The sequence below is a fragment of the Escherichia sp. E4385 genome, from assembly GCF_963883145.1.
In the GTDB taxonomy this organism is placed as follows: Bacteria; Pseudomonadota; Gammaproteobacteria; order Enterobacterales; family Enterobacteriaceae; genus Escherichia.
The window spans coordinates 145,549-158,510 of the sequence record NZ_CAWOOJ010000019.1; the positions used below are offsets into that span (position 1 = coordinate 145,549).

The 12,962-nt window shown below is 42.9% G+C and carries 11 protein-coding genes; 6 read left to right on the top strand and 5 right to left on the bottom strand.

Annotated elements, in window-relative coordinates:
- Positions 1-36 precede the first annotated feature (36 nt).
- Positions 37-954, top strand: a complete 918-nt coding sequence (gene lysR, locus AACS80_RS19615; protein ID WP_130217894.1) for a DNA-binding transcriptional regulator LysR — start codon at positions 37-39, stop codon at positions 952-954.
- A gap of 4 nt (positions 955-958) precedes the next feature.
- On the opposite strand, the gene ygeA is transcribed toward lysR, so the two are convergent.
- The 5 genes from ygeA to AACS80_RS19640 form a co-directional block, all read right to left on the bottom strand.
- Positions 959-1,651 (bottom strand): amino acid racemase, encoded by a 693-nt coding sequence (gene ygeA / locus AACS80_RS19620; protein ID WP_135410342.1) that lies wholly within the window; start codon positions 1,649-1,651, stop codon positions 959-961.
- Between the two features lie 118 nt (positions 1,652-1,769).
- Positions 1,770-3,188, bottom strand: coding sequence for an arabinose-proton symporter AraE (gene araE, locus AACS80_RS19625; RefSeq protein ID WP_130207760.1), 1,419 nt, complete (start codon positions 3,186-3,188; stop codon positions 1,770-1,772).
- Between the two features lie 314 nt (positions 3,189-3,502).
- The gene (kduD, locus tag AACS80_RS19630) at positions 3,503-4,264 is read right to left on the bottom strand and encodes a 2-dehydro-3-deoxy-D-gluconate 5-dehydrogenase KduD (protein ID WP_135410343.1); all 762 of its coding nucleotides are present in this window, start codon (positions 4,262-4,264) and stop codon (positions 3,503-3,505) included.
- Positions 4,265-4,292: 28 nt separating this feature from the next.
- Complete coding sequence (gene kduI, locus AACS80_RS19635) at positions 4,293-5,129, bottom strand: 5-dehydro-4-deoxy-D-glucuronate isomerase (RefSeq protein WP_130207764.1); 837 nt, start codon at positions 5,127-5,129, stop codon at positions 4,293-4,295.
- A 278-nt stretch (positions 5,130-5,407) separates the two neighbouring features.
- Positions 5,408-6,595, bottom strand: a complete 1,188-nt coding sequence (locus AACS80_RS19640) for an acetyl-CoA C-acetyltransferase (protein ID WP_130207766.1) — start codon at positions 6,593-6,595, stop codon at positions 5,408-5,410.
- Between the two features lie 254 nt (positions 6,596-6,849).
- Here AACS80_RS19640 and AACS80_RS19645 point away from each other — a divergent pair, with 254 nt between their 5' ends.
- The 5 genes from AACS80_RS19645 (at position 6,850) to AACS80_RS19665 (ending at position 12,808) form a co-directional block, all read left to right on the top strand.
- Positions 6,850-8,079 carry an amino acid permease gene (locus AACS80_RS19645; RefSeq protein ID WP_135490292.1) on the top strand — a complete coding sequence of 410 codons (1,230 nt, stop codon included), beginning with the start codon at positions 6,850-6,852 and terminating at the stop codon, positions 8,077-8,079.
- A 460-nt stretch (positions 8,080-8,539) separates the two neighbouring features.
- A complete protein-coding gene (locus AACS80_RS19650; RefSeq protein ID WP_138183931.1) occupies positions 8,540-9,172 on the top strand; it encodes a helix-turn-helix transcriptional regulator in 633 nt (210 codons plus the stop codon).
- 342 nt (positions 9,173-9,514) lie between these two features.
- Positions 9,515-10,330 (top strand): winged helix-turn-helix domain-containing protein, encoded by an 816-nt coding sequence (locus AACS80_RS19655; RefSeq protein ID WP_135410344.1) that lies wholly within the window; start codon positions 9,515-9,517, stop codon positions 10,328-10,330.
- The gene (locus tag AACS80_RS19660; protein ID WP_138183932.1) at positions 10,317-10,799 is read left to right on the top strand and encodes a hypothetical protein; all 483 of its coding nucleotides are present in this window, start codon (positions 10,317-10,319) and stop codon (positions 10,797-10,799) included. The genes AACS80_RS19655 and AACS80_RS19660 overlap by 14 nt, the downstream gene beginning before the upstream one ends.
- A 602-nt stretch (positions 10,800-11,401) precedes the next feature.
- A complete protein-coding gene (locus AACS80_RS19665; RefSeq protein ID WP_138183933.1) occupies positions 11,402-12,808 on the top strand; it encodes a winged helix-turn-helix domain-containing protein in 1,407 nt (468 codons plus the stop codon).
- Positions 12,809-12,962 lie beyond the last annotated feature (154 nt).

Genomic DNA, 12,962 nt, shown 5'->3' on the forward strand with positions numbered 1-12,962 from the left:
AAATGATATGGATTACCGGATTGCGAGAGAATGCTAATGGCCGCCGTTAACTTACGTCATATTGAAATTTTTCATGCGGTTATGACCGCCGGAAGCCTGACTGAGGCGGCACAACTGCTGCACACTTCACAGCCAACCGTCAGCCGCGAACTGGCGCGCTTTGAAAAGGTGATCGGGTTGAAACTGTTTGAACGCGTACGCGGTCGATTACACCCTACCGTTCAAGGGCTGCGTCTGTTTGAAGAGGTGCAGCGCTCCTGGTACGGGCTGGATCGCATCGTCAGCGCCGCCGAAAGTCTGCGCGAGTTTCGCCAGGGAGAACTGTCTATTGCCTGCCTGCCGGTCTTTTCGCAGTCTTTTTTGCCGCCGCTGCTACAACCGTTTCTGGCCCGTTATCCTGAAGTCAGCTTAAACATTGTCCCGCAGGAATCACCGCTACTTGAAGAGTGGCTTTCGGCACAGCGTCATGATCTAGGACTCACTGAAACGCTGCATACGCCTGCGGGTACGGAACGTACCGAATTACTGTCTTTAGATGAAGTGTGTGTTTTACCGCCGGGCCATCCGCTGGCGGCAAAAAAGGTATTAACACCGGAAGATTTTCACGGTGAGAACTACATCAGCCTTTCCCGCACTGACAGCTATCGCCAGCTGTTGGATCAGTTGTTTAGTGAGAATCAGGTTAAACGACGCATGATAGTAGAAACCCATAGCGCCGCGTCAGTTTGCGCGATGGTACGGGCGGGAGCGGGAGTTTCGGTAGTTAACCCACTCACCGCTCTGGATTATGCGGCAAGTGGGTTAGTGGTGCGGCGGTTCAGTATTGCGGTTCCCTTCACCGTCAGCCTGATTCGCCCTCTACATCGTCCGTCATCAGCACTGGTGCAGGCATTCAGCAAGCATTTACAAACCGGTTTACCAAAACTGGTTGCCGCTCTTGAGGCTATTTTGTAGTGAATTACGACAGCATAAAGGCTACTGCATCCTCGGCATGAATAGCCGCAGTATCAAACACAGGCAGAACACTGCGCTCTTCTGGCACCAGTAAACCAATTTCCGTACAGCCAAAAATGACGCCCTGCGCGCCCTGTTCTGCGAGGCGAGCAATCACTTGCGCATAATAAGTGCGTGATGTTTCGCTAAAATGCCCCAGACACAGTTCTTCAAAAATAATCTGGTTAATTTTCGCCCGTTCATCCGCTTCAGGGATCAGACAGTCGATGGAAAATTGCGCCGCCAGTCGCCCACGATAAAAATCCTGTTCCATGGTGTAGCGTGTACCCAGCAGCGCCACGCGAGTCATTCCGGCACGGGTAATTGCACGTCCAGTGGCATCCGCAATATGTAAGAAAGGCAGTGAACAACGGGATTCGATAGCATCCGCTACTTTGTGCATCGTATTGGTACATAACACAATGCCTTCAGCCCCCGCCCGCTGTAAGCCAAGTGCCGCTTCAGCCAGAATTTCTCCTGCTTTATCCCACTCCCCGCAACGTTGACACTCTTCTATTTCATGAAAATCAACGCTATGTAGCAGCACTTGCGCAGAGTGAAGCCCACCAAGTCGCTGTTTAATGCCTTCATTTATCAGACGATAGTAAGGAATAGTGGATTCCCAGCTCATACCCCCTAGCAGACCAATTGTTTTCATTCCTTTCTCCTGACTTGTGAGTTAATGCAGCAAGGCTGAATAAGGAACTCAACGGCCTGGCGCCCGATCTCTATTAGCGAAAAAAAGGCCGGATGTACAGCACATCCGGCCAGAGACATCAGATGCCGATATTTCTCAATTTCTCGCCTGCCATCAGTTTGCGTTCGATATGCTCCAGCGTGACATTCTTGGTTTCCGGAATGAGCCAGAAGGTAATGCCCACAAACGCAATGTTCAGCGCGGTGTAGAGCCAGAACGTACCGGCAGCACCAATGCTGTCGAGCAGCGTCAGGAAGGTCGCGCCGATAATCATGTTCGACACCCAGTTCGTGGTGGTCGAACAGGTAATACCAAAATCGCGGCATTTCAGCGGCTGAATTTCAGAGCACAGGATCCACACCACTGGCGCGGCGCTCATCGCATAACCGGCAATACACATCATCGTCATGCCAACAGAGAGCCAGGACAAACCACTGGAAGCCGTACCGTTATCAAACTGCATCAGGCAATAGCCCAGCACCAGAGTGCCTAACGCCATCACGCTGAAACCAATTTTCAGTGCCGGTTTACGCCCGGCTTTATCTACCGTAAACACCGCAATAAAAGTAGCAAACATAAAGGTTAGCCCCACGACCAGAGTCGCAATCATCTGCTGTTCGGTCGTCGTAAAGCCCGCCATTTTGAAGATGCGAGGCGCGTAGTACATGATGATGTTCATACCGGTAAATTGTTGCATCGCCTGCAACAACATACCGAGGAATACCGCACGACGTACGTTACGGTTGATTTTAAACAGCGCCCAACCGCCCTGTTTTAACTTCAGGCTTTCACGAATTTCGTTAAGTTCTTCTCGCGCTTTTTCTGATGTATCGCGCAGCATACGCAGCACTTCTTCCGCCTCGATATGACGCCCTTTCTCCGCCAGCCAGCGCGGGCTATTTGGCAGGAAAACAACCAGAATAATCAGCAGGACTGCCGGTAAGGCAAGAACACCTAACATTGCACGCCAGTTACCGCTATAGCTGAATGCCGTGTCGGATAAAAACGCCAGCACGATGCCCAGCGTTACCATCAACTGGTACATACTGATCATCTTGCCACGTACGTTTTCACTCGCCATTTCAGAGAGGTACAGTGGAGCTGTATAAGAAGCAATCCCCACGGCAATACCAAGCACCACACGAGCGGCGATTAACATTTCTACGCTGGTCGCAAAAGCCGACCCTATCGAACCGAGCACAAACAGGATGGCCCCTGCCATCAAACTGTATTTACGCCCCAGGCGGAACGACAGCCAACCATTGAACAGTGCACCAATTGCCGCGCCGAGCATCATGCTACTGACCACCCATTCCTGTAATCGACTGGTTAGCACAAAGTGATCGGTAATGAACGGCAACGCTCCGGCGATAACCCCGATATCAAGACCAAATAACAATCCTGCGACCGCAGCAGCTACCGAAACAAACATATTCATACGACGCGTATCTCGCAGAGGACGCGGCGTTAAAGCAGATTCCGTATTGATAGTCACCATTTTTTCCTGCCAGCAGAGAATAAGACATAGTGAAAAAATACGTGAACAACTCATACAGGTGTCAGGTCGGAATTAGCATAAATATGGATTAAATTGCTACGACATGCGGTTATGTGATGGACATTCCAATTTTCAAATTAAGTAAAATTATTGACGTTATTATTAACTACATAATTTTAAAGCAGATAAAACTCATAAAATTTATTAATTGATAATTGATATGGATTATTTCATAACCGAGATATGGATTATGATGATCTGCAGGTATAAAAAACCCTGCCATACGGCAGGGCCATAAAAGTGAATTGAATAACTTAACGCGCCAGCCAGCCGCCATCTACGGCGATGGTATAACCATTCACATAGTCTGAAGCACTCGAGGCAAGGAATACCACCGGCCCCATCAGATCGCTCGGTAGCCCCCAGCGTCCGGCAGGAATGCGGTCAAGAATTTCCGCACTACGCTGTTCATCAGCCCGCAGTTGTTGGGTATTGTTGGTCGCCATATAGCCCGGAGCAATCGCATTAACGTTGATGTTATGTTTTGCCCATTCGTTCGCCATCAGACGGGTCACGCCCATCACGCCGCTTTTTGATGCAGTATACGAAGGTACGCGGATCCCCCCCTGGAATGAGAGCATGGACGCGATATTGATAATCTTGCCACCGTTGCCCTGTGCGATGAAGTGTTTCGCCGCCGCCTGAGACATGAAGAATACACTTTTGATGTTCAGGTTCATCACATCATCCCAGTCTTTTTCACTGAAATCGAGTGCATCTTCACGGCGAATCAATCCGGCGTTATTGACCAGGATATCAATATGGCCGAACTCTGCTACTGCACGATCCAGCAGTGCAGGAATGCCATCAATCTGACGTAGATCGGCGTTCAGGCTTAAAAAGCGACGCCCCAGCGCCGTGACCTGTTCAATGGTTTCTGTCGGTTCAACGATATTAATGCCGACGATATCACAGCCCGCTTGCGCCAGTCCCAGCGCCATCCCCTGCCCCAGTCCAGTGTCACAGCCAGTGACTACCGCGACTTTACCATCAAGATAAAATTCTTTTAAAATCATGATAATACCTTATTCATTTTGCCCGCAACTAGCGCAGGTCTTTAACGGCAACGTGGTCCATATCATCGAAGACCTGGTTTTCACCGACCATGCCCCAGATAAAGGTATAAGCTTTGGTCCCTACGCCGGAGTGGATAGACCAACTCGGGGAAATGACTGCCTGCTCGTTATGCATCACAATGTGACGCGTTTCTTGCGGTTGCCCCATCATGTGGAAAACGCAGGCGTCATCATCCATGTTGAAATAGAAGTAAACTTCCATCCGACGCTCGTGGGTGTGGCATGGCATGGTATTCCACAGGTTTCCCGGAGCCAGCTCCGTTAGCCCCATGCTCAACTGGCAGGTTTCCAGCACATCTGGCACAAAATATTTATTAATTGTGCGACGATTACTGGTGATGTTATCGCCCAGCGTAACCGGAGCGACTTCAGCCGGGGTCACTTTTTTAGTGGGATACGTCGTATGAGCAGGTGCGCAGTTGTAATAAAACTTCGCCGGAGTGGCACTATCAATGCTGGCAAAGACCACTTCTTTTGCACCTTTGCCAACATAGAGAGCGTCGCGGTGACCGATTTCGTAGCATTGACCATCGACGGTAATCGTACCAGCGCCACCAATATTAATAACGCCCAGCTCGCGACGCTCCAGGAAGTAGCTCACGCCCAGTTGTTTTCCAACTTCCCCGCCAACAGAAACCGTTTTTGCTACCGGCATAATGCCGCCAACAATAATGCGGTCAATGTGGCTGTAAACCATCGTGTACTCATCCGCGACGAATACCTTTTCAACCAAAAATTCATTGCGCAGCCCCTGTGTATCCAGCGTTTTTGCATGCGCACTGTGGATGCTCTGTCTTACGTCCACATCAACCTCCGATAATCATTGAACTGTAAAATTACAACGATTGTGAAACATCGTTTCGTTTTATTCTTTAAAGGATGATATGCCTGCACAGTGCGCTTTTCAATCAAAAATAAAACATTGTTTCATTTTTCGATAAGGGATTGAGAAAAGTGTCGCGTCGATCACGAATAAGTCAGGTGAAGGCAAAACTCAGCGTCTATGGGGTATGTGCGCAGACGTGCCAACCATCATCATGAAATGGCTTGATGGCGGCAGATGTTTAACGAATAGAAAGGAATTTAGATCGGGTCGTCACGTTCAATAGTTAACGCCACGCCCTGACCACCGCCAATACAAAGTGTAGCCAGCCCTTTACGCGCGTTGCGTTTTACCATTTCATGGACCAAAGAAACCAGAATACGGCAACCGGATGCGCCAATCGGGTGACCCAACGCAATTGCGCCACCGTTAACATTGACCCTACGTTCATCCCATTCGAGCATTTTGCCAACAGAAAGCGCCTGCGCGGCAAACGCTTCATTAGCCTCAATAAGATCGACATCAGAAAGCTGCCAGCCCACACGCTCAAGGCAACGGCGAGTCGCATATACCGGAGCAATCCCCATCAGCGCAGGATCGACACCAACACTGGCAAAGGCGCGAATACGTGCCAGCACGGGTAAATTCAATGCTCTAGCCTTGGCTTCGCTCATCATCATTACCGCAGCAGCACCATCATTAATAGATGAAGCATTACCCGCAGTAACAGAACCGTGGCTATCAAATGATGGGTTTAAGCTCGCCAGCCCTTCTGCACTGGCATCCGTACGCGGCTGTTCATCGGTATCAACAATCAGCAGCTGCCCATTGTTTTGCGTTCTCACCGGGACAATCTCATCGTTGAATCGTCCAGCGTCAATGGCCGCCCGCGCTTTTTGTTGTGAACTAAGTGCATAGGCATCTTGTAATTGACGGCTGATGCCATATTCACGCGCCAGATTTTCGGCAGTGACACCAATATGGTAATCATTGAATGCATCCCATAAGCCATCATGCACCAGACTATCAACCAGTTGGCTATCGCCAAGCTGTGCTCCGGTACGGCTATCAGTCAGGACATGTGGTGCGCGACTCATGTTTTCCTGACCACCGGCGATGACAATATCAGCCTCGCCACACTGGATCGCTTGTGTGGCAAGATGCAGTGCTTTTAACCCGGAACCACAAACATCATTAATCGTAATTGCCGAAACACTGTTGGGTAGACCACCTTTAATGGCCGATTGCCGTGCTGGATTCTGCCCAGCCCCTGCGGTCAGAACCTGCCCCAGAATCACTTCATCCACCGCATGTGCAGCAACGCCAGTGCGTTCTAATAACGCTTTCACGACCAGGCTACCAAGTTCTACGGCAGAATGGCCAGCCAACGCCCCACGAAAGCAGCCGATAGGTGTTCGTAACGCACCGACAATCACAACGTCTTTCATCACAACCTCGCACAGATTAACAGCGCAATAGTAAATGATTGTTAATAAAAATTATTTTAAATGTTTAAAAATAGTGATTTTTATCACAAAGGAAATTCACCGGAATGAGGGATGGATACCCAACTGGCACGCAAGGTTTGCATCTACTAACCCATGAATCCATGAGCTGATATAGCGTTAATCTCCCATGTTTGTCCTGGTTTATGGTAAATTGCCCTCCATTTTTCTTAATTTGTAGATGATACGTTCAAATAATGTCTAAAATTTGGTCAAAAGAAGAAACTCTCTGGAGCTTCGCACTGTACGGCACAGCCGTTGGCGCAGGCACGCTCTTTCTCCCTATTCAGCTAGGTTCAGCGGGAGCGGTGGTCCTGTTTATTACAGCACTGGTCGCATGGCCTTTAACATATTGGCCACATAAGGCCCTGTGCCAGTTCATCCTTTCTTCAAAAACATCCGCAGGCGAAGGGATTACTGGTGCAGTAACTCATTACTATGGCAAGAAGATCGGCAATCTGATTACCACTCTTTACTTCATTGCTTTTTTTGTCGTCGTGTTGATATATGCAGTGGCGATCACCAATTCGCTGACAGAACAGCTGGCAAAGCATATGGTCATCGACCTGCGCATTCGTATGCTGGTGAGTCTGGGTGTTGTGTTAATTCTGAATCTCATTTTTCTGATGGGGCGCCATGCCACAATTCGGGTAATGGGATTTTTGGTGTTTCCACTAATTGCCTATTTCTTATTTCTTTCTTTCTACCTCGTCGGTAGCTGGCAACCAGCTCTATTAACTACCCAAGTAGAGTTCAATCAGAATACCCTTCACCAGATATGGATATCGATTCCCGTGATGGTTTTCGCCTTTAGCCATACGCCCATTATTTCTACGTTTGCTATTGATAGACGTGAAAAATATGGCGAACACGCTATGGATAAATGCAAAAAAATTATGAAAATCGCTTATCTCATCATTTGTGTGAGCGTGCTTTTCTTCGTCTTTAGCTGCCTGTTATCAATACCACCATCTTATATTGAAACAGCTAAAGAAGAGGGTGTTACCATTTTATCGGCACTTTCTATGCTGCCAAATGCCCCTACATGGTTGTCGATTTCGGGAATAATTGTCGCGGTTGTAGCAATGTCTAAATCATTTTTAGGTACCTACTTTGGTGTTATTGAAGGTGCAACGGAATTAGTCAAAACAACGCTACAGCAGGCAGGGGTTAAAAAAAGCCGTGCATTTAACCGCGCGCTGTCAATTATGTTAGTATCACTGATTACTTTCATCGTTTGCTGCATCAACCCTAATGCAATTTCGATGATTTATGCGATCAGTGGTCCACTTATTGCCATGATTCTTTTTATCATGCCAACGCTGTCAACATATCTCATCCCGGCACTTAAGCCCTGGCGTTCCATCGGAAATCTAATTACGTTGATCGTCGGTATCCTGTGCGTATCGGTAATGTTCTTTAGCTAATCACTGATGTGAATGGTTCAAAATAACCACTATTTTGAACCATTCCAATTCTTACAATGCACATCTTGCTTTGTTCACACCCTCCAAACGCTCCATAACTTAAACTAGCATTATCAAGCTGTTATCCTAAATAAAAATCTGAACATCTTAATTAAGACTATTTAAGATGCATCACTTAGATTTACAAGATATCTTCTGGTCATTCGAAAACAATTTGCAGTATAGATATTCTTAATACATTAGGTACTTGTCTGATTTGCAATAAGGCCAATATGATTAACTGAGTGAAATCCAATCACATTTAAAGCTTAATGATGCACGCTTAAATATACCATTAAGAATAATGACAAATACGGATTAAACACAATTTTTCATAAAAAGCTTACTAAATCAGAGTGTATTGACATCATCAATAACCAATGAAATTATGCAATTATCTATGAATAGGGAGGTTATTAACATGAGGCTTTGTAGTCGCTATAAAAGTCTTACATGCAATAGTTGCTCAATGCATTGCCAAATAATGCCAGAAAAATCACCACGTTTGCAGTATTGTGCAAATGCATGTTTTTGTATGTGGCCCGCAGAGAGTTCGTATTTTAATCGTGGCGTGGTTGAAGGTATATTAAGTAAAAACCACAACGCTCGATTAAGCGGATATATTTTTGTAGATTTTTCAGTAAGCTTTTTACGCCTTTTTTTAGAGAGTGACTGGATCGACTATCTTACAAGTACTGAGATGGGAATAGTGTTAGTAAGCGATCGAAATATGCAATCTCTTGCTAATTACTGGAGGAAACACAACTCCGCGATATCAGCCATTATATATAATGATGATGGCCTGGATATTGCTAACGAAAAGATCAGGCAACTATTCATTGGTCGTTATTTGTCATTTACCAGAGGCAATACGTTAACTCAAATGGAATTCACCATTATGGGACATATGGTTTCTGGTTATAATCCATATCAGATTGCAGAGGTTCTTGATATGGATATCCGTAGCATCTACGCCTACAAACAAAGAATTGAAAAAAGGATGGGTGGTAAAATAAACGAATTATTTATCCGTTCACACTCCGTTCAGCACTGAAACGTAACTGTCGATAATAATAAGCATTGTATATACGGGTAGTTATAAAGATGCCCGTATTTTATCACATGAACTTTTAATTCAGTTTATTTGAGCGCTTATTTAATCATGTCACCTTACGCGCTACCGCAAAAATGAAAAGATATTGCGAGAAGAAGGCATAAAGACAACGGTTAAGAGTGTTAAATTTGTTAATTCACATGGAATTTTAAGTTGCATTGATATGCTATAATTATAGTTTGTATGATAAATATAAAATTAATATATATTTATTCCATGAATACTAATATACTTATCAAACCATATAATTTCAATTTACTTAATTTTATGTTTCATTGACGTATGTACTGGATTATTAACGATAATATTGAGTTCTGGCCAGAGCACAGAAAATTAATTTCGGTACATGACGCCGAGCTTAACGCCGTTCTGACAACGCCAGCAAGCAGGTGCTTATCGCTGCTACTTGAAGCCTTTCCTGATGTGGTTGCACAACAGGATTTTTTCTCCAGAGTCTGGGAAGAAGAAGGCATGCGAGTACCGGTCAACACGTTATATCAAAATATATCGATTATCAGACGCGGGTTTCGCACGGTTGGTGAAACCAACCATTCGCTTATTGCAACCGTGCCGAGAAAAGGTTTTAAGCTCAGTAATGATATAAACATAGAAAACCATGTAATAATCCCTTCTGCAGATGCACAAAAGACCATATCTCCCCAATGCTTGAACGTTAAAGATGAGTTTAAAGAGACAAGTGCTCATCCAGATAATTATCTCAGAAATATAGTCAGGCTATCTAAAAATTATTTACCCATGCTAAGTGCATTTGCCGTAGGTTTGCTTACCGCATTTTTTCTCTGGCACAATAGTCAACCCAAATCATTCTTTAAAGATTACAAAACTGTTGCACAAATAAATGGTTGTCATTTCAATGTTACAGAAGATAGCATTGATGGGTTGAAAGATCTCGATGAATATAAGAACCGTATATTAGGATCTGGAATTGATTGTAAAAAATACCCCTGGCTATATTTCCCTCTCGATAAGTCATCTCCCGGATTGATTGTTATGGCATGCAAAAAGAACCATAGTAATAACACAGTTGCAGACTGTTTAACTCTATCGTATCGCGGAGTTAACCATGATTCGTTATAAAAAAACGCTGTTTATTATTTTATGCTTTCTCAGTGGCTTCATTTTTTTTATTGCCTATCATTATTCCAAAGAACAAATAGTATACAATGAGAAATGCACGGCCAATTGGATTATATTTAATGACCAAGGGAGGGCTAATCTCACTATTGACTTTATGTATAACAAAAATAAAAAGACAGGAACTGTTGCACTTAGCGGTACCTGGAAACAAAACACGAACACTTATAAATCATTTCGCCGAGATATTGAATATACGTGGATCGAAAATTATGACACTTTGCATCTTACCTCTACCAAAATAAATAAATTTGATATTATCGATCAAATTTCAGACGATAATCTTGCACAACTCCTGCCTGATTTTTATATATTTCCGGGAAAAATGATAAACTATAATGTTCAAAAACAGAACAATCATGATTTTCTTTTAAGCATTGGCAATAGAGCAATTATGTATTGCGCAAGGTAACAAAACAACTTGATGCTGCATGTGTAATTGAAAGTCCAAACAACAAATGTAACATTTCAGGCATTGGAATATAATCTTTATATATTCTTATATCCATCTTCATCCCTGACAGTTTATGCGGTAATCCCCTCCCCCATTCAAATTACATCCGTCATTAAAAAACCCTTCCGCACTCCACTATGACAATAATGGTGTAAAAATAAACGCTGGTTCGCACAGAGATATTTAATAGAGCACATAAACATAATAGTTGCTAATACATAAAATTACTCTTGCAATAATTCTTTCACACCAGATTGTAAGTCGACGCATAACTATTCCTCACAGCCTATCATTTTATCTTAAATGAACAATCACATTAAATTAAGAAATGTGATAATCATAACTTTATCAATGTTTTTCAATTAGTTATATACTTACATGATTAACAAATCATTAATTAAGAATATTTCAGATTACAATCACATCAAGCTAATATAAATTAACTTAAACAATCATGATGAATTTAGTAAAAAGAAATATTAAATGAAATATATGAATATCAGTTATATCTGTTACTCATGCAGGATGCCAAAAACCACAAACTTAATAGAGGTGAGCTAATGGATTTAGAAATTAAGTTCTCATATCATTTCCCTGATGGAATCATACTTACAGAAGATGGCATTCTTACAAAAGGGAATGAGGAATTTTACATCCCGCCGAAAGAACTCGGTGTATTATTTGTATTGCTTGAATCGGCGGGAAATGTTGTATCCAAAGATGCGATCATCGAATCTGTATGGAAAAATGTAATTGTAAGTGACGAATCCCTTACACGATGCATCTATTCATTAAGATGTATTTTTGAAAGAATTGGCTACAACCGTTGCATTGAAACCATATATAGAAAAGGTTATCGATTCAGTGGGCAAGTATTCAAGATAAAAGAAAATCAAGATGATGTTCCAGGCAGCACTATTGCTTTATTTCCATTTACAATATCTCACAGCAGTCAGGATCCATTAGCACTTAATCAGGAACTTGTACAACTAATCTCAAATAAAAAAACCGATGATATATATATATATCCAATGGCTGCAACCCAGTATTGCATAGATAATAAATCTCAGACAGCCTTCCTGGCCAGGTTCAAACCCGATTATTTTGTCACAGGAAGAATCAGCAAATATGATGCTTCAAATAGTTTATATATTGAAGTAATCGATGCGAAAAGTTTTTATCTTATTGCCAGCACACATCTTGAAGCAGATGACATACAAAAAATCTCACACTTTATAATTAGTAACTTATATCTGGCAATGAAGAAACATAAAGTAGAACCAGGTTTTATGTCCCGACACGTACCTTCTGATGAAAATATTTTATCAGCCGAAATGTCTGTCGGAAAAAATGAACTGAATGAATTCACGCCTGAAAGCATTGCCAATGCAATAACTATATTTGAAAGTGTTAAAAATAAATCTAATGCTCAGTCAATAACCAATGAATGCTACTGCCTGTTGGCTGAGTGTCATATGTCTATGGCACTTCATGGTCTATACGAACTTAAACATGCAACTCAAAAAGCATTGGCCTTTATAGATAAGGTATCTGATAAAAATATTTTCGATGGGCATATTTTAGGAATTATGGGACTGATAACCGGTCTTTCCGGACAAACGACTGCATCACGCATTTTTTTTGACCATGCACAGACACAAGTATTAGATGTAGCCTCCTTGTATTACTATAAGACACTGGTAAATATATATAATGAAAGAATTGAAGATGCTATCGCTTGTATAGACCAGTCACTGCTACTTGAACCAAAAAGACATAAAGCCGCTATAATAAAAAAATGCATTGATGTATATGTTTCTACAACACACAATGAAAGAAAAGCGTTCTCTTATCACGGAATAGAGAAAGAATATCATTTAGTTATTATCAATAACATTCAAAAATTGAAGCAATTGACAAAAGTTAACAGCATTATTGATTTTAATGCTCAATATGAGGTCGCTTGATCTGTAATAAATATCATAAGCAGAATAGCGCTCTATATTTTGAGCTATACACTCTATTTTTATAGGGGATATTGGATTTATCTACATCTGACGTGAACGTATCAACAATAACGGAAGAATTCGATGACTACGGAAAAAACTGAGAAAGAGAAAA

Bases quoted from the DNA above. Each gene is read 5' to 3' on its own strand.
- lysR (WP_130217894.1), top strand. From the start codon at position 37: ATGGCCGCCGTTAACTTACGTCATATTGAAATTTTTCATGCGGTTATG.
- ygeA (WP_135410342.1), bottom strand. From the start codon at position 1,651: ATGAAAACAATTGGTCTGCTAGGGGGTATGAGCTGGGAATCCACTATT.
- araE (WP_130207760.1), bottom strand. From the start codon at position 3,188: ATGGTGACTATCAATACGGAATCTGCTTTAACGCCGCGTCCTCTGCGA.
- kduD (WP_135410343.1), bottom strand. From the start codon at position 4,264: ATGATTTTAAAAGAATTTTATCTTGATGGTAAAGTCGCGGTAGTCACT.
- AACS80_RS19640 (WP_130207766.1), bottom strand. From the start codon at position 6,595: ATGAAAGACGTTGTGATTGTCGGTGCGTTACGAACACCTATCGGCTGC.
- AACS80_RS19645 (WP_135490292.1), top strand. From the start codon at position 6,850: ATGTCTAAAATTTGGTCAAAAGAAGAAACTCTCTGGAGCTTCGCACTG.
- AACS80_RS19650 (WP_138183931.1), top strand. From the start codon at position 8,540: ATGAGGCTTTGTAGTCGCTATAAAAGTCTTACATGCAATAGTTGCTCA.
- AACS80_RS19655 (WP_135410344.1), top strand. From the start codon at position 9,515: ATGTACTGGATTATTAACGATAATATTGAGTTCTGGCCAGAGCACAGA.
- AACS80_RS19660 (WP_138183932.1), top strand. From the start codon at position 10,317: ATGATTCGTTATAAAAAAACGCTGTTTATTATTTTATGCTTTCTCAGT.
- AACS80_RS19665 (WP_138183933.1), top strand. From the start codon at position 11,402: ATGGATTTAGAAATTAAGTTCTCATATCATTTCCCTGATGGAATCATA.